14 protein-coding genes, 1 tRNA gene and 1 pseudogene are annotated in these 17,096 nt (G+C 60.2%); 4 read left to right on the forward strand and 12 right to left on the reverse strand.

Annotated elements, in window-relative coordinates; genetic code table 11:
* Nucleotides 1-13: 13 nt before the first annotated feature.
* From HPDFL43_RS12615 to HPDFL43_RS12625, 3 genes and pseudogenes are all read right to left on the reverse strand, one after another.
* Nucleotides 14-220, reverse strand: coding sequence for a hypothetical protein (locus tag HPDFL43_RS12615; RefSeq protein ID WP_007197736.1), 207 nt, complete (start codon nt 218-220; stop codon nt 14-16).
* Between the two features lie 44 nt (nt 221-264).
* Nucleotides 265-969 (reverse strand): annotated as a pseudogene (locus HPDFL43_RS12620) (DODA-type extradiol aromatic ring-opening family dioxygenase); the annotation flags it as partial.
* Nucleotides 970-1,990: 1,021 nt separating this feature from the next.
* Nucleotides 1,991-2,413 (reverse strand): GFA family protein, encoded by a 423-nt coding sequence (locus HPDFL43_RS12625; RefSeq protein WP_007197738.1) that lies wholly within the window; start codon nt 2,411-2,413, stop codon nt 1,991-1,993.
* 621 nt (nt 2,414-3,034) lie between these two features.
* On the opposite strand from HPDFL43_RS12625, the gene HPDFL43_RS12630 reads away from it, so the two are divergent.
* Nucleotides 3,035-3,556, forward strand: a complete 522-nt coding sequence (locus HPDFL43_RS12630; RefSeq protein ID WP_007197739.1) for a hypothetical protein — start codon at nt 3,035-3,037, stop codon at nt 3,554-3,556.
* Nucleotides 3,557-3,990: 434 nt separating this feature from the next.
* Here HPDFL43_RS12630 and HPDFL43_RS12635 read toward each other — a convergent pair whose 3' ends face one another.
* From HPDFL43_RS12635 to rpiA, 8 genes are all read right to left on the reverse strand, one after another.
* Nucleotides 3,991-5,364 (reverse strand): class II 3-deoxy-7-phosphoheptulonate synthase, encoded by a 1,374-nt coding sequence (locus HPDFL43_RS12635; RefSeq protein WP_007197740.1) that lies wholly within the window; start codon nt 5,362-5,364, stop codon nt 3,991-3,993.
* 154 nt (nt 5,365-5,518) lie between these two features.
* Nucleotides 5,519-6,184, reverse strand: coding sequence for a gamma-glutamylcyclotransferase family protein (locus HPDFL43_RS12640; protein WP_007197741.1), 666 nt, complete (start codon nt 6,182-6,184; stop codon nt 5,519-5,521).
* A 210-nt stretch (nt 6,185-6,394) separates the two neighbouring features.
* Nucleotides 6,395-7,675: a TRAP transporter large permease gene (locus tag HPDFL43_RS12645; RefSeq protein ID WP_007197742.1), complete on the reverse strand. Its 1,281-nt coding sequence runs from the start codon at nt 7,673-7,675 to the stop codon at nt 6,395-6,397.
* Nucleotides 7,676-7,679: 4 nt separating this feature from the next.
* Nucleotides 7,680-8,213: a TRAP transporter small permease gene (locus HPDFL43_RS12650; protein WP_007197743.1), complete on the reverse strand. Its 534-nt coding sequence runs from the start codon at nt 8,211-8,213 to the stop codon at nt 7,680-7,682.
* Nucleotides 8,210-9,223 carry a TRAP transporter substrate-binding protein gene (locus tag HPDFL43_RS12655; RefSeq protein WP_007197744.1) on the reverse strand — a complete coding sequence of 338 codons (1,014 nt, stop codon included), beginning with the start codon at nt 9,221-9,223 and terminating at the stop codon, nt 8,210-8,212. The genes HPDFL43_RS12650 and HPDFL43_RS12655 overlap by 4 nt, the downstream gene beginning before the upstream one ends.
* A gap of 551 nt (nt 9,224-9,774) precedes the next feature.
* On the reverse strand, nt 9,775-11,163 hold the full coding sequence (gene gor / locus HPDFL43_RS12660) for a glutathione-disulfide reductase (protein ID WP_007197745.1): 1,389 nt from the start codon (nt 11,161-11,163) through the stop codon (nt 9,775-9,777).
* A gap of 198 nt (nt 11,164-11,361) precedes the next feature.
* On the reverse strand, nt 11,362-11,895 hold the full coding sequence (locus tag HPDFL43_RS12665; RefSeq protein ID WP_007197746.1) for a DUF2059 domain-containing protein: 534 nt from the start codon (nt 11,893-11,895) through the stop codon (nt 11,362-11,364).
* Between the two features lie 17 nt (nt 11,896-11,912).
* A complete protein-coding gene (gene rpiA, locus HPDFL43_RS12670) occupies nt 11,913-12,614 on the reverse strand; it encodes a ribose-5-phosphate isomerase RpiA (RefSeq protein ID WP_007197747.1) in 702 nt (233 codons plus the stop codon).
* A 224-nt stretch (nt 12,615-12,838) separates the two neighbouring features.
* On the opposite strand from rpiA, the gene HPDFL43_RS12675 reads away from it, so the two are divergent.
* The 3 genes from HPDFL43_RS12675 (at nt 12,839) to HPDFL43_RS12685 (ending at nt 14,595) form a co-directional block, all read left to right on the forward strand.
* Nucleotides 12,839-13,528: an HAD family hydrolase gene (locus tag HPDFL43_RS12675; protein ID WP_007197748.1), complete on the forward strand. Its 690-nt coding sequence runs from the start codon at nt 12,839-12,841 to the stop codon at nt 13,526-13,528.
* Nucleotides 13,529-13,647: 119 nt separating this feature from the next.
* A tRNA-Val gene (locus HPDFL43_RS12680) sits at nt 13,648-13,722 on the forward strand.
* A gap of 312 nt (nt 13,723-14,034) precedes the next feature.
* The gene (locus HPDFL43_RS12685) at nt 14,035-14,595 is read left to right on the forward strand and encodes a hypothetical protein (RefSeq protein ID WP_040449220.1); all 561 of its coding nucleotides are present in this window, start codon (nt 14,035-14,037) and stop codon (nt 14,593-14,595) included.
* Nucleotides 14,596-14,710: 115 nt separating this feature from the next.
* On the opposite strand, the gene HPDFL43_RS12690 is transcribed toward HPDFL43_RS12685, so the two are convergent.
* Nucleotides 14,711-17,095: a YbcC family protein gene (locus HPDFL43_RS12690; protein WP_040450165.1), complete on the reverse strand. Its 2,385-nt coding sequence runs from the start codon at nt 17,093-17,095 to the stop codon at nt 14,711-14,713.
* Nucleotide 17,096: the final 1 nt, after the last annotated feature.

The following is a 17,096-nucleotide window of genomic DNA, read 5'->3' on the forward strand; positions in this document are numbered from 1 at the left end:
GCGTCAGCCACCATCAGTCATCATCATTGTCACGCCCGACCCCGACAACAGCCCCGGCAGCCTTGCCGGTCAGCTTGACGGCGCCCACAGCCCCGCCGACCACAACGGAGCCCGCGCCGGTGACGGTTTTTGCCACCATATAGGTCCCGCAGCCCGAAAGCGGCAGGGAAACAAGACCAAGGGTTGAGAGCATGGCCAGACGGCGAAAGGAAGTGTTCATTCGCGACGTCTAACCGCTAAATCCTGAAGGCGGCGTTAAGCCGGTCAAGCCTCGCTCATCGCTGGGGCCATGGCCGGCGCGGGGGAGAACCGCCACATGGTCATTGCCAGCACACCGAAATCCGAGCTGTCATGGATCAGCCCGGCCTCGCCACCGGGCCCTGCCGCACCAAGTGCGACGTAGAGCGGCAACAAGTGCTCGTCGGTGGGATGATTCTCAACCGCAAACGGCGCTTGCGCCCGGTAATCGATCAGCGCCGCCACATCATTGGCTGCAAGCCTGGCATTCATCCAACTGGTGAAGGCCTCGACCCAATCGGGCACATCGAGTTCACGCTGCCCTGCCCTCAATGCGGGCAAGGCCACACCAAGATTGTGGGTGAAAGATCCCGACCCTATCACCAGCACGCCCTCAGCACTAAGACCTGCCAGCGCCGCGCCCAACCGGTAGTGATGCTCCGGGCCTTGGCGCGGATCGACCGACAGCGACACCACCGGAATATCGGCATCGGGATAGATAAGCTTGAGCGGCACCCAGACACCATGGTCAAAGCCGCGAGACTCGACAGCGCGGGCATCAAAGCCGGCCGCTGCGAGATCGCTGACAATCCGGCGCGCAAGATCCGGCTCCCCCGGCGCGGGATAGTGCATCGCATAGAGTTCAGGCGCGAAGCCGCCAAAATCGTGGATGGTTTCAGGATCGACGTCGGCGGAAACGGCAACCTTACCCGAGACTTCAAAATGCGCACTGGCAACAACAATGGCGCGCGGCCGTGGCAAGCCGTCGGCAAGCTGCTTCATCCATTTGGCCGCTTTTGTGTCGGCAATCACCGTGTCAGGCGACCCGTGCGAGATGAACAGGGCGGGAAGTGCGGTGGATTGGGTCATCGTCGATCTCCTTGCCGAGACTATAGGCCCCGGCCTTCGTTCAAGAAAGACGCTGTTTCCGCCACTCAGCGTTCATCATTTACGAACGAAAACTTCTGGCCATGCCGAAAGACCCGCTTGGATGCGCTCCAATCGGGAGAATGAGGCCGTCAGTGTCCGGAGGGCCGCCCGTGGGCTTTGCCTTCTGAAACTGTGAAGATAATGGGTGGCGCAACCCGCGCGCGGCCCGAAGCTCGCCGGATGATGTCCGCATCCGACAGGCGAAACCTCGCATTCCCGGGATTTCACCCCCGCCCGGATTGCTCCGGCCGCAGCCTGGACAGGCCACGGGAATGGTTTTTTCGGAGTCCGGCACGGACCCTGACCGGCCAAACTGAGCCGCTCATGTCCGCCACAGGCCCGCACCGGTGTTTCTGCCCATATCCAGCCGTGAGGCTGGCATGACGCGAAACCCGGCCCGGTGGCTGGCTTTGCACGCTCCTCAATCAAGGACCGCCCGCCAGCGGAGCTCCGATGGTGTCCGCCTCCTTTCGCAAACTGCCGCACGTTACGCCAGATCCGCAAAAGGCCTTCCTCCCGCCTGGTCCGACACGTTCGCGATCCATCCGGCAGCGGGAGTGCGAAGATGATGGCATGGCGGCGGAGGGTGGGGATAAAACGGGAGCGTTTTCTGTGCGATGGCGCGGCACACACCCTCTCCCCCTTGGTGGGGGAGAATGCGAATTTCAGCAGCTTAGCAACAGCTAAGTGCTAGAAATTCCAAGAGAGGGGGGCTGGTTCGACACCGGAAACTTCCCCCTCACCTGAAAAATCTATGACTTGGCGCTTCGCACCAAGACCATGATTTTTCTTCCTCTCCCACAAGGGTAGAGGAAAAAGACACTCATTCCGCCACCAGCAACCCCGCCGAGCCCTTCTCATATTGCGGCAATCCGTCGGAGATCTCGTAAAAATCGCCCTTGTCGGCGCAGAAGATGTGCTTGGTCATTTTCAGCCCCGACGGTTCGTCAAAACTGCCCGCCAGCACCGAGATGAACGGATCGGACTGGTGCTTCCAGAACAGCGCCGAACCGCAGGTCGAACAGAATCCGCGCCGGGCGAAATCCGACGCCTGATACCAGGTGATGTTGTCCGCCCCCTCGATCTCGATGTTCTCGTCACCCACATTGGTGGCGGCGAAATAAAGCCCCGACTGCCGCCGGCACTGCGAGCAATGGCAGGCGACGACCTCCCGAAGCGGTCCGGTGGTGCGGAAACGGACGGCGCCGCAATTGCAGTGGCCGGTGCGGATTTGGTCGTCTGACATGGGGGCTCCGAGGGGGGTGATTCCGGTTGGACACGATCAAAGCACGGGCGGGGGTTGCTGTGCTACTGACAAATGCTACCCCTGACGGGCGTCATACGCGGGTACCAGCTGTACACTGATAGGTTTGATGCTGGTATCCTCTCAGACTCTCCTATTGAGCACCGATGAGCACATCGGAGCACATTGGATAACCGGAGCACCCACGAGCACCAATAAATCGAAATAAACTACTCAAAATCCTAATATATTTGCCCGACCGCAACGTTCATGAGAGATTGACTTGACGTTATATGTGCAACGATACTGGATCAAATTGCCGATATACGCCGATTCAAATCCCATGAGACGATAACTAAGTTATTGATTTTATTGAATTTTGTTTCTATATTGAAAAACACAAGCGACAACGTCCAAAGTCGTCGCCGCATAACTGCCGCTAGAACCTCCACCCTTCTTGCGGAATGAGCTACGGCGGGTCCAAACCCCGTAGTCCACATAGTCGGTCGCGCGTCCAAACCGCGACACGCCAGCTACGGGGTCCAAACTCGTAGCTGGCAAACTGCCGAACCATTGCTACGGGGTCCAAACCCGTAGTGCCTCCATTTAAAAAAGGATAATAACATGGCTGCTTCACCGAAGACTATCAGCAAAAAGATCGAAGAAAAACAGGCTGAGATTAGAAAGCAGGTCTTTGGTGAGTTACAGAAAGCTCACACTTGGGACCGCAAGACGGCTAAAGGATTCACCACAATCCCACGAACCATGCCGTTGCTGGGCGCAATAATGGATAGCCTCTCCGGTAAGGGCAAACCGGTCTCCACCACGTACTTGGAGCTTTGGTGCAGAAGCAATGATGATGGGTTCGTCATTCTAAGCAAACAGGCAGATATCGCCTTTGCGTCAGGGTTTTCCGGTTTGCGCGGTGTTTCCACATGGAAGGAGCGTGTTCGTAAACTCGAAGAACTTAATTTCCTCATTACTAAGCCGGGCGTTTCCGGAAGTCTCCACTACGTCCAGCTTTGGAACCCGTACATTATCATCAAATTACACAACGGAAACAATACGCTAGGCCTGCCAGCAGACCGCTATAACGCTCTTGTCGAGAGGATGATGGAAATCGGGGCTAAGGATTTTGATAGCTAACGCAGACAACTAAAGTTCGCGTTGCTCACCTCTCCTCCCGGAAGCGCACCGTTTGTTACCTTTCGCAGGCTGGTCACGACAAGTCAGAACGGCATTCAATGGGAGGAAATGGGATCGGCTTCCCCTTCGCACACCATCATACCCGATCCGGTATCCAGCGGGCAAGCGTCCGCGAGCCGGAAGACCGTTTAACTTCGGGAAATTGTTGCTCTGTCAGGAGTCCCTCACCGCGCCGACGCGCGGTGGCTGGATCCCGGATCAGGTCCGGGATGACGGTGGTGGGGTTGGCACTCTACCCTGAGCTTGCCGCAGCTCCGCAAGAAACGCGTCCATATCCAGAGGACCGGTGTCCCCCGACACGAGGCCCGCGTCGATTGCGTGGCGGAGTTCGGCCAATCTTTCTTGGTTCGTAGGATTGGCCGAATTCATCGCAATTACCCGTTCACAACCTGCTTCTGCTCGTCGCGGCCGCCCTTCATGCGTTCGGCCACGAGGAAGGCGAGTTCGAGCGCCTGGTCGGCGTTGAGACGCGGGTCGCAATGGGTGTGGTAGCGGTCCTGCAGGTCCTCGCCCGACAGTGCGCGGGCGCCGCCGGTGCATTCGGTGACGTTCTTGCCGGTCATCTCGATGTGGATGCCGCCGGGATGGGTGCCCTCGGCGCGGTGGATCTGGAAGAAGCTGTCCACCTCCGACAGGATGCGCTCGAACGGACGCGTCTTGTAGCTGTTGAGCGTGATCGTGTTGCCATGCATCGGATCGCATGACCACACCACCTTGCGGCCCTCGCGCTCGACGGCGCGGATCAGCTTGGGCAGGTGATCGGCCACCTTGTCATGTCCGAAGCGGGCAATCAGCGTCAACCGGCCCGCCTCGTTGGCAGGGTTGAGAATGTCGATCAGCGTCAGCAGCTCGTCGGGATCAAGCGACGGGCCGCATTTCAGGCCGATCGGGTTCTTGATGCCGCGGCAGAACTCGACATGGGCATGATCGGTCTGACGGGTGCGGTCACCAATCCAGATCATGTGACCGGACGTGGCGTAATAATCGCCCGAGGTCGAATCATTGCGCGTCATCGCCTGCTCGTAGCCAAGCAGCAGCGCTTCATGGCTGGTGAAGAAATCGGTTTCGCGCAAATTGGAGTGATTGTCGGCGGTGATGCCGATGGCCTTCATGAAATCCATGGTCTCGGAGATCCGGTCGGCCAGCGCCCGATAGCGCTCGGCCTGCGGGCTGTCCTTGACGAAGCCGAGCATCCACTGATGCACATTGTCGAGATTGGCATAACCGCCCTGGGCGAAGGCGCGCAGCAGGTTGAGCGTCGCCGCCGACTGCCGGTAGGCCATGATCTGCCGCTCCGGATTGGGGATCCGCGCCTCTTCGTTGAACTCGATGCCGTTGATGATGTCGCCACGGTAGCTCGGCAGCTCGATGCCGTCCTTCTTCTCGATGTTGGACGAGCGCGGCTTGGCGAACTGGCCGGCGATGCGGCCGATCTTGACCACCGGCTGCTGGGCGCCAAAGGTCAGCACCACGGCCATCTGCAGGAACACGCGGAAGAAATCGCGGATGTTGTCGGCCTCGTGTTCGGCGAAAGCCTCGGCACAATCCCCACCCTGAAGCAGAAAGCCCCTGCCTTCGGCGACGTCGGCAAGCGCCGAGGTCAACCGGCGGGCCTCACCCGCAAAAACAAGCGGCGGAAACTTGGCAAGCCGAGCCTCGGTCGCATCAAGCGCCGCTGCATCCGGATAATCCGGGACCTGCTGGATCGGTTTGTTGCGCCAGCTTGAAGGGGTCCAGTTCTGTGCCATTGTCGTTCACCGTGTTGGCCGGACTCTCATGCCCGGCGGTTCTTGCAGGCAACATGCCCGCGGATTGCTCAATTTCACGGGGCTTATAGCGCTAGATTGACCGGCTGCAAACCCGGCAACGCGAATCAGTTGCCGCCTGCCCCAAACCCCGGGATCAGGCGCGGGTGCCGGATTTGAGCACCGTGTCGAACAATTCGGCTTCCGCATGCGACAGACTGACCGCCCGTGGATAGACCGGCGCATGCCGATCCTCGTGAATGGGGGTGTGAAATGCGTCGGTTTCAGCGACGAACCGGTGCAGCCCTTCCAGCCCGAACTCGTTGAAAAACCCCTGCATCACCGCGTCGAGATAAGACCGCAGGATATGCGACGGGGCCTCGACCGGAGGCGGTTCGCTGCGCGCTTCATAGACATGAAGGGCAATCTGCGGCTCACGCAGCTCCATCACCGCAGGATCGGGCAGTTCGAGATCGGCAAGCGAGATGTCGCGGCGGTGATAGCGGAACTCGCGTTCATCAACGTGACCCAGATTTTCCGCCAGATCGATGACCAGCAACCCGTCGATCGCCTGGCCTGCCGCCGGCTCAGCGGTCAAGAGTGCCGGCATCACCCCGTCCGGAAGACTCACTCCGGGCGTCGGCCCCATGTCAGGCCTGGGCCGCCAGGTGCGCCGCCAGCCCGTGAGCCGCGCCCGGTGCGCACCGACAATGCCCGGACGCAGCGTTGCGCGGTTGACCAGCGAACCATAGCCAAAATAGCCAACCAGTTGCACGCCCCGTGCCGGGCGCTCCAGGCCAATCGTGAATTGCCGGGTTGTCATTGGGTTTCCCTGATTGCGCGGTCCCTGAGACAACCGGTATTTGGCGGTTTCGTCAATGCGGCAACCATGCTGTCATTGCCTTGCCAGCGGCGCCGGTTGCTGCACGCTAGAGCGCCGTGCGTCCAATTGGACGCATAAAGGTCGCTCTAACACTTTGATTTGATGCATGTACGTTATCACTCAATTGAATCCAATTGAGTGCGACATGCATTAGGTCAGCAACAAAGCCATGCCCGGCACCATGATCAACAGTCCGATCCTGAGCATGTCCATGAAGATGAAAGGCCAAAGCCCCTTGAATATCGTGTTCAAGGGCACATCGGGCACCACGGATTTGAGCACGAAGGCGTTCATGCCGACCGGGGGTGTGATCAGGCTCACTTCGGTCACCATCACGATGAAGATGCCGAACCATATCAGGTCGATGCCGTGGGCTGCGGCTATCGGGTAAAACACCGGCACCGTGAGCATGATCATCGACAGGCTTTCGAGAATGCAGCCCAGCAACAGATAGATCACCAGGATGACCAGGATCAGGCTCAGGCGGCTGTCGCCAAAAAAGCCCATGAAGGTCTGGATGTCCTGCGTCATGCCGGACATGTTGACGTAATTGGTGAATGTCAGCGCGCCAAACAGGATGAAGAACATCATCGCCGATGTTTTCATTGTATCGAAAAGCACCTCGAAAAGACCCTTCAGGCTGAATTTGCCCAGCATGACTGTGAGCAGAAGAGCGCCGCCGGCTCCCATGCCTGCGCTTTCCGTCGGGGTGAAGACACCCAGATAGATTCCCCCCATGACAAATGCGAAGAGAAACAGGGCGCCCGCCGAGCCTTTCAGCGCCCGTATCCTGTCGATCAGCGGGAGCTTGTCTTCGGTCGGCAGTTCTCCCTTGAACCAGATGAGGGAAATCCGCACGGCGAGTGCATAGCCGATGACACCGACAATGCCGGGGATAATGCCGGCAAGAAAGAGCTTGCCGATGTCCTGCTGGGTCATGATTCCGTAAAACACCAGGATGACGGAAGGCGGGATGAGAATTCCCAGCGTCCCGCCTGCCGCGATCGATGCCATCGCCAGATGATCGGGATATCCGAAGCGGCGCATGGAAGGCAGCGAGATCCGCGCCATGGTCGCGGCCGTGGCCATCGACGAGCCGCACACGGAAGAAAACGCACCACAGGCAATCACCGTCGCCGTCGCCAGCCCGCCCTTGCGGTGTCTGAGCCAGGCATAGGCTGCATTGTACAGCTCTGCAGCGATGCCCGACTGGACGACGAAATATCCCATGATCAGGAAAAGCGGCAGGACGGACAGGGAATAGTCCCGCCCATAGTCAAAGAACACGGTGCCGAGCAAGGACATCGCCGGCCCGATGCCGATGATCGACGCCACACCAAGCAAACCGGTTATCGTCATGGCGAATGCGATCGGAAGGCCGGAAAAGAGCAGGACAAGCAGAAAGGCTATGCCGACAGGCCAGTGTTCCATGGGCCTACCCCTTGCTCGAGCGCTGGAACAGCGGCTCTACCGAAACAAACAGTGCGGCGATCGCGCTGACGAATGTGCAGACGGAGCAAAAATAAGCGATCGGAGAAATCGGAATGCGAAGCGTCGTCGTCACATCCCCGTATGCCCCGATCCGGCCCGCATGAATCCCCAGTTGCCATCCGATGACCACCAGAGTCACGGCGCTCACAATACCGATTGCAAGAACCCGCCACCGCTCGAGCCATGACGGCATCCGAGCGGTGAGCAGGTCAACGGTTACATGTTCCCTTTCCAGCGTCACCGCCGGAAGGCCCATGAAAATCACCGAGACCAGAAGCAATTCCGTCAGTTCACCTGCGCCGCCCAGAGGGCTGTTGAAGACATAGCGGCCAATGACATCAATGATCGTCATGGCCATCATCACCAACAGCATGATGCCGCCGAGGAAAACGATGCCCCTTCGCGCCCACTTCAACCCGAAGCCGTGTTGAAGCGGCGACGAAGAGGTTTTTGCGCTGGTATCGGTGGGCAGCTTCATTTTGAAGCTGCCGCCAGTTCCGACAGGAACAGCGCCTGCGCCGCCTTGCCGTCAATGCCTGAAGTGGACACTTCGGCAATCTGTGCGTCCACGGCTGGCTGCAAGGCTTCACGCCATGCCGCAAGCTGCTCTTCGGTTGCAGCCGAAACAGCAATCTTGCCCTCCACGGCCTCGCGCCCCTTGGCATCGGCGCGGTCCCACATCTGGCCTGCCAGGCGTGCAAGCGCCTCGCCTGTCACACTGTCGATTTCGCCCTGCTGTTCAGGTGTCAGGCTTTCCCACTTGGCCTTGTTCATGACGATGAAGAAGGATGTGTTGTAAAGTCCTCCCGGAACCGTGACGGCTTCGCTGAGTTCGGGAACGAGCTTGAAGGCATTGACCGATTCGAAGGGAAACAGAATGCCGTCGGCAACACCCTGGCTCAGAAGCTCATAAGCCTTGGACGAAGGCCCTTCGACGGGAACAGCCCCGAGAATGGTCGCAACCTTGTGAACGAAGCCACCGCCGACGCGAAGCTTCTGCCCCTTGAGCACGTCGGGGGATGCAACGTCGCCCTGTTTCAGGAAGATCTGGCCCGGGCCGTGGGTGAACACGGCCAGGACCTTGACGTTGTCATATTCCCCGGCAACCTTGAGCATCTTGTCGTAGGTGTTCCAGTAGGCAACCGAGATCGCTTCGGCGCTGTCACCCAGAAACGGCAGCTCGGCAAGATTGGTCGTCTTGAAGCGTCCCGCATTGTAGCCCTGAACCCCGAACGTGATATCGGCCACGCCATTGGCGGCGATGTCGAACTGCGCTGGCGGCGGCCCGAGCGGCGCCGGCAGAATGGATGTTGTGACTTCCCCCCCGGTCGCCGCGGTGATGTTCTCGGCCATTTTCACAATGACTTCCGAAAACAGGGGATGGGTGGGCGGAAGCCAATTGGCAATCGTCAGCTTGGTTTCGGCAAGCGCGCTGGAGGCAAAGCCAATCGCCGCGATGGCGGTTATCGCAAGCAGTGCTTTTTTCATTGTGAGTTCCTTTCTGTGAAGCCTTCACAAAGCCGACCTCAGTGTTCGGAGGTCACTTCTGAAGCGGTGCACGGATGCCGGCACCTGGTGAAATTCTCCTCCAACCCGGTTCGACCCACCGGCCACATCTGAAGCAGCCACGTCTGTAGAACCATGAAATGTCATACAAGATGCGTGCCAGTCTCATTGCGCCCACCGCGAAGCATGAATGCGCCGCCCGTTTCACAAGCGGCGCAATCCGCCCCGGCCTGACGAAATCCTTCGCTGCCAAGGCCCGGCGGCATGCCATTGCTTGTGGTTTAGGGTGCGCTCATATGCGCTCAGGGCCCGATTTCCCTGCGTGGTGATGTGTGAACATCATCATCTGCGCGCCCGGAAACAAAAATGGTCCCGAGCCGACGGCCCGGGTCCGACGCACAATTAGTGGTCAAATGACTATCACCATCTTCTTTTAAGCATAAAATATCAGCAGATGGGATGAACTGACGGACAGCGGAACTGGCGCTTGCGGGTTTGATGTCTGACCAACAGTCACATTCGTGAAGTGTGGCTCACACCCGCTCGCCGCCCTTTACCCGATAGGTTGGCTGATACATCGTCACCAGCTCTTCGGATGCGGTGGGGTGAACAGCCATGGTGCGATCGAAATCATCCTTGGTGCAACCGGCCTTGAGCACGATACCGAGGATCTGCGCCAGCTCGCCCGCATCATGACCAAGAATATGCGCACCCACCACCTTGCGGTCGCTCGCATTGACCACCAGCTTCATGATGGTCTTTTCCGGCCTCCCCGAAAGCGTCGCCTTCATCGGACGAAATTCGGCGCGGTAGATTTCCAGTTCGTCATATTCCTTGGCCGCTGCCTCTTCCGACAGGCCCACAGTGCCGATTTCGGGCTGCGAGAACACCGAAGTGGCGATCATGTCATGGTCCGGAGAGGTTGGGCGGTCACGGTAGATCGTGTCGATCAGGCACATCGCCTCGTGAATTGCCACCGGCGTGAGCTGCACGCGGTCGGTAACATCGCCGACCGCATAGATGCTTTCAACATTGGTGCGGGAGAATTCGTCAATCAGGACCTCGCCCTTGTGGCCTGTCTTGACGCCGGCGGCTTCAAGTCCGAGGCCCCGGGTATTGGGATCGCGGCCAAGCGCCAGCATCACCTGATCGACGGCCAGGGCCTTGCCGGCCGAGGTATGGGCGATGAGACGGCCATCGGGCCCGCGCTCGATCTTTTCGAAAACCTCGTGCAGAAGGATTCGGATGCCCTTTTCCTCCATCGCCTTGTGCAGACCGCGGCGCATGTCTTGGTCAAAGCGCGAAAGGATCTCCTGGCCGCGATAGATCAGCGTGGTCTCAACGCCCAGACCGTGAAAGATATTGGCGAATTCGGCCGCGATGTAGCCACCGCCGGCAATCACGATGGCCTTGGGCAGCTCCTCAAGGTGAAACGCCTCGTTGGAAGTGATGCAAAGCTCGTGGCCCGGAAGTGCAACATGCGGGTTGGCGCTGCCGCCCACGGCAATCAGGATCCGCTCGGCGCTGACCACCTGTCCGGTCGCCTTGATCAGAACCGAATTGGGGCCGGTCAACTCGGCGCGCGAGCTGATGATCTCCGCCCCGGCCGTCTCAAGCCCGCGGCGGTAAAGCCCCTCCAGCCGGTCAATTTCCTGATCCTTGTTGGCGATCAGCGTTTTCCAGTCGAAGCTGCTCTCGCCGACCTGCCAACCATAGCCGCAGGCGTCTTCGAAATGCTCGGAAAACTGCGAGGCATAGACGAACAGTTTCTTGGGCACGCAGCCGCGGATCACGCAGGTGCCGCCAAAACGGTACTCCTCGGCAATCGCCACCTTCTTTCCAAGCCCCGCCGCCAGCCTGGCCGCACGCACGCCACCCGAACCGCCACCGATGACAAACAGGTCATAGTCAAAATTGCTCATGGCTGGCGATCCTTCAAAACATTATCGGCGGGAAAACCGCCATTCGGGTGTGTCGCGCACGATCCGGCGGCCGACAGCAAGAGGTTTTAGCCAATGAAGGCCAAAATAAAAGCCCGAGTTCGACCCCGGGCTTCAATTTCACCGTCTCGCACGGATTTGTGATAGCCGCGCAAGCAAATTGCGCGGCGGCGAACAGGCTTACTCTTCGACGCCGACCTTTGGCCGCGCACCGATTTTTTCCTGCAACGCCTTGTTGACGTTCTGCGACAGGTCACGGGAAACACCGGACGACCAGATTTCGGCAGATTTGATCAACTCGCGGGTCACCAGCGGACCATTCTCGATCAATTTCTGACCGGCAGGCGAGGTGTAGAAGTCGGTAATTGCCGTGAGCTCTTCTTCGGAAAAAGCCTTGGCGTAGATCTGCGCAGCTTCCCGCTCCAGATCGCCACGCCTGGGGACAATCTTCAGCGCCTCTTCGTCAACCGTGGCGCTGATGATCTCCTGAAGGTCGCCATTGGCGCGAATGAGCGAGACCTTGAGCCGTTCCGCCGCGGTGGGAATGATGGCATCAAACTGGTCGGTCGACTGAATGGCAGTGATTGCGGCGCGCGCAGCGGCCAGATGCGACTCGCTGATCTCCTGCGCCTGAGCCAGACTGCCAGCAAAGACCAGGCTTGATCCGACGATCAACCCGGCGCCGAAACGCTTTAGGCCGGTGTGAATAGACATGTTCGATTTCACTCCTGTTAAGGGTCTGTTGCAAGCAAGGTCCGCGCGCCGCCTGGTGAGGCGATGATCGCGGCGCTTGCCATGTTGAGAAACAATCCGTGTTCGACCACGCCGGGAATTGCAGCGAGCCCGTTTGCGATGGCTTCTGCATCCGGAATGCGGCCAAAAGATGCGTCGAGGATAAAATGGTCACCATCGGTGAGATAGGGCCCATCCTTGTCGGCGCGCTGCTCGATCGTACCGCTCAGGCCCAGCCGTGACGCCAGCCGTTCCACGGCATAGTGGGTCGCCACCATGCCGAACTTGGCCACTTCGATGGGCAGCGGAAACTGCCCAAGCGTATCGACCAGCTTGGATTCGTCGGCAATGACGATCATTCTGGCCGAGGCAGACGCAACGATCTTTTCGCGCAACAACGCCCCGCCGCCGCCTTTGACCAGCGTCAGCGCCCCGTCAATCTCGTCAGCGCCGTCGATGGTGAGATCCAGTTCGGGCATGTCGTCGAGCGAATAGAGCGGCACGCCAAGCTCGACACACAGCCGCGCGGTCCGCTCCGATGTCGGCACGCCATGGACCTTGAAGCCGTCGGCCACCTTTTCCGCCAGCAACCGGACGAACTCGTCCGCGGTTGAACCAGTGCCGATTCCAAGCCGCATTCCGTCCTCGACATGGTCGAGAGCCGCCTTTGCCGCCTGAATCTTGAGTTGCCGGGCATCCATGCCTGCCTGCCATCGTTGTTGATACCGGACCGCCTGTTAGCATGTAAGGCGCGGCAGGCAAAGCCCGCGCCGGCCGCTTGAATGCGCCTGTTCCACGGTAAATCCGCACCTGCAGCGCCCGTGGCGGCGGAGGCGGCTGCGTGAAGCTCGAATTGCCCCTGCACCTGCTGGCTGGTATGGCTTGCGCCCGATTCCACCCGGCCACAACCCCAGCAGGACCTTGCATGACCGAAACGCTTGTCATTTTCGATCTCGACGGAACGCTGATCGACACCGCACCGGACCTCATTGCAAGCCTTAATCATGTGATGGATTTGAGCGGCCACGCCCATGTCGCGTTCGAGGACATCACCTGGCTCGTCGGTCAGGGGGCTCTCGCCATGATCGAGCGGGCCTGGTCCCTGCATGGGCATCCCGCCTCGCCCGAACAGCTCCACACCGCCTTTGACGCCTTTCTTGTGCATTACGCCAACAACATGCCGGGCCAATCGCAGCCCTATCCCGGCCTGGTTGCAGCGCTTGACCGCCTCGAGGCCGCGGGGATGCAGCTTGCCGTCTGCACCAACAAGACTGAAGCCCTGGCGCGGCGTCTGCTCGACCGTCTGGATCTGACTTCGCGCTTTGCCGCGATCACCGGCGGCGACACCTTTGCCGTGAAGAAACCGCATGGCGACCATATCCTGGGCACCATCGAGAAGGCCGGCGGCAGCGTTGGAAATGCTGTCATGATCGGCGACAGCATCAACGACATTCTGGCGGCGCAAAATGCCCGGATTCCCGCCATCGGCGTGCCGTTCGGCTATTCCGACAAACCGGTCGAAACCTTCAACCCCGACGTTGTGATCAGCCACTTTGACAAGCTTGAACCGGCGCTCATCAAGCAGCTTGTCGAGGATGCACGCCCGGTCGGGTGAGCTTCAAGGCACCTCGCCGCAAAAACCGCGACTAGTCCGAAACTGCCGCTTGACGCCAGCCCGCCGCACCGCTTATACCGCCGACACCGTTCGCCCCGGCCTTTTCCGGGTGCAGCATCGGGCGCGTAGCTCAGCGGGAGAGCACTGCCTTCACACGGCAGGGGTCACAGGTTCAATCCCTGTCGCGCCCACCATTTTTCTGTTGATCTTTATCTTGTCGAACAGACTCCGGGCTTTTGCCTTTGAACACCTGTTGCAGCAGAAATTTGATCTCCGATTTCACCATTCCTTAAGGCTGAATGTGCAACATTCGGGTGTGGGCTTCCTTCCGGGGAGAGCATGACGCGTGCCCACAACGGCTGGTTTGATCAGATCTGGTCCCGGCATGTCTCATAAAACAACCCAGACGGCATCAGCCGAAAAACCGTGCATCGATCTTGATAACGGGATTTGCAGCGCTGATCGGACGACGGGCACTGTTGAGAGTTCGCGTAAGGAGTTTGGCTGTGGCTGCAAAGAAAAAAGACAAGGACAAGGACGACGCACCCAAGAAAAGCCCGGGCATCATGGGCCTGGTCTCGAAGCTCCTCGCCGTGTTCGCAATCCTTCTCGCGGCGGTGTTTTTCGCATCGATGTATGATGTTGGCCAGATGGGCCTGCATCACACCATCAAGGGATTTGCCGTTGCAATCGTTCCAGTGTTCGCCCTTCTTTCGATAGCCGCTCTGTTTCTCAGCCCGAAGACATCGGCCGAAGGCTCAGTCGACATCGCCGAGATCGCAGCGCTTCAGGAGTTTCGGTCCAAGGCTACGTCCCAGATCCTGGCGTTGCAGAACCGGTTGGATTCCTTCTCAGGCCAGGACCTCGAGTCGCTCAAAGCCCGAAACGAGGAACTTGAAGCCCAGCTCGACGCCATCCACCAGGCCGAGCGCGAGAAGGTTGACGGCGAAATCGAAGCCTTGCGCCAGCGCAATATCGAGCTTGAGGAACAGATCAAGAAATGGGCATTCGAGGCCGTCGACAAATCGGTCAAGGGCGAAGAAGTCGAGCCGATGCAGGCCGCCTGACCGCCCTCACCCACTGAAAATTGCAGCTAAGGTGTTTCAGCACCATGATCGCCTCCGGCATGCTCCTGCCTGCCGGGGGCGATGTTGCATTTGGGAGAGGCGTTTCAGGCAAACCTCACGCAGCCAGGTCCGCGGGCCCTTCTGCAGTCCATGCGAGGCCCGGCAGATAGCGCCCGTCGACCTTGCCGTCCTTGAGCGCAAACAGATGCAGCCAGCCATTGTCAAACAACGCCCGGACACCGGGGTGCCGCTCGAGCACGTCGAGAATGGCTTCGCGTGGGGCCTCGATCATCACCGAAAGCCGCAGCGGCTCGTGCATCAGCTTTTCACCGTCATGCAAGGTCTGCCAGGGCAGCCCCGGCCTGAGCCGCCCGCTGTTGCCCTCGATCACGCCGATGCCGCCGACCACATTGTGAATGAGCTTGTTGCCGCCGCCGAATACCTCGGGCGCCACCGAAGAGCCGTAATATTGCAGGCTGATCCAGCTCGCCACCACCACCGGCGCAGTGATGATCAGCTCAAGCGTGCCGAAACCATCATCCGCGCGCCAGTCATAGCTGTGCAGGAAGGCTCGCCCGCCGAGATCCTTGCCTGCGGTCGCAGTGCGCGGTGCAGCGATGAAGGCAGCGCAGCCGGCCAGACCCCATTCAGGCCGCACTTCGGCCCAGTTGAGTGCCCGGGCAGCGACGGTTTCGGGCTTTGAACCGGGCAGCTTCACCGCCCGCTCGGCCCGCGCGATCCCGGCCGCCGCCCCCAACCAATCGCGCACTGTCCGGAGTTCGCCCGCGCGTTGCTGCGGCAGGCCGTCATCATAGATGGTGATGGCGTCGGTGGTGGTGTTGTGAAGGCCTGCGACAAACAGCGTGTCCTCAGGCACATTCACGCCGCGACCGGAAAGCCCAGCGCGGGTTTCGGGATCGTTGAGCAGAACGGCGAGCACCCGTGCCGACACTTCACCGGTGTAGCCGCCGCAGGCGCCGCAATGATAGGCGCTGTCATGCGGATTGTTGGCGGCCTGCCCGCCATGGCCGAGCAGAAGCACGATCCGGCCGTGATCTTCGGTCAGGCTCATGGCCTTGAGCACCGCCGCAGCGGTATCGGCCTTGGCCTCGGCGGTCATCCCGCCCACGACCTGCGGAAGCGGGTCAGGTTTCGTTGGATTTCCGCCCTTCCCCAGCGCATCGCGCACCAGCTTCCAGCCATAGAGCGGACCGGCAGCCTCGACAAAGGCAAAGGACGAGACGGCGGCCTGCCGGAACCGGCCCCATGCCCGCATGGTCCGCGCCGCAATCCGCACCTTCTCTTCCGCCGCGGCGCCCGCATAGCCGGTTGTTTCCATTTCCGGGTTCAAGAGCACCGGAAGATGCGCTTCGACCACATCCGATCCATGCGCCTTGTGGGCGATCGGCAGACCGAAGAACCCGGCGAAACCGATGGTTTCGATGCGGGCGTCGACGCTCTCCAGCGCCCGCCGGAACACCTCGGAGCGGACGTCGATGCAGAACGCCGCCTGAAGAGCCGGCCGGGGTTTGATCTCGGAGGCTCCATCGAGATCGGCAATCAGGCGACGCTGATGGCCGCGATCGGCCGCATCCTGCAGGATGGCAAGGGCAATCTGGTTTTGCGATGGGGCAACGGGGGCAGCATGAGCGGCAACGGTTTCCTGCCATATGTCGGCAATGCCGGGAACATGGGCGAGCAGCGCCTCCTCCCAGGTCAGCCGGATAGCCAGCATGTCGGCAAGTGTCTGGTCACTCTTGCCCGCAAGCTCAGCCTGCCAGAGCAACCAGCGTGCATGCTGCGACCAGCCACCAAGATCCATGTAGAGCCGGTGAAACACCGTTTCTGCTGCCGCGTCACTCAGGCCAAGCGCATCGGCCGCGCGCAGGATGGCCCGCTCGGTGGTGTCGGGGGCCTGGGCGACATGGGCACAGAAGCCCGAAAGCCCCGCGATTTCAGGCGTCAGATCATGCATCGCCCAAGCCCGCCAGGCTGCAAAGGCCTCCGCCCCGGGAGCCGGTGACCACAGCGCCTGCCCCCGGTCGAACTGCCCCGCAGCCCAAAGCCCGAAGGTCTTTTCAATCACCGAAGGCCAATCGATGCCGGTGACCTTTGCCGCAAGGTCCGCCACCGTCGGCAATGGCAGGCTCTCATGCTCCGTATCCGACGCCGCTGCGAATGCCTTCAAGGCTTCGATGGTTGCGGGTTTCTGCCGGTAGGCAGAGGCGGAGAGCGCGTCTGCCAGATCCTCGTCGCTGATCCGGCCATCGCGGATTTTGCCAGCATAGTCAGACCGCTTCTGAAGAATGCTGACACCGGCGACGCGCTCAAGCCGCGCCGCAGCGGTGGCCAGATCCTCGCCGGTCTGGCCAAGGAACGGATTGACCGCGACCGTGGCTTCCAGCGGAAAGGCCGGTGGAATGGCCCGCGCTGCGCCTTCAGCTGATTTGAGGATTTCCATCAGCCGCGCCGGACCAATCTGGGACTGTGTGTGAAACATC

The organism is Hoeflea phototrophica DFL-43, from assembly GCF_000154705.2.
Lineage (GTDB): Bacteria > Pseudomonadota > Alphaproteobacteria > Rhizobiales > Rhizobiaceae > Hoeflea > Hoeflea phototrophica.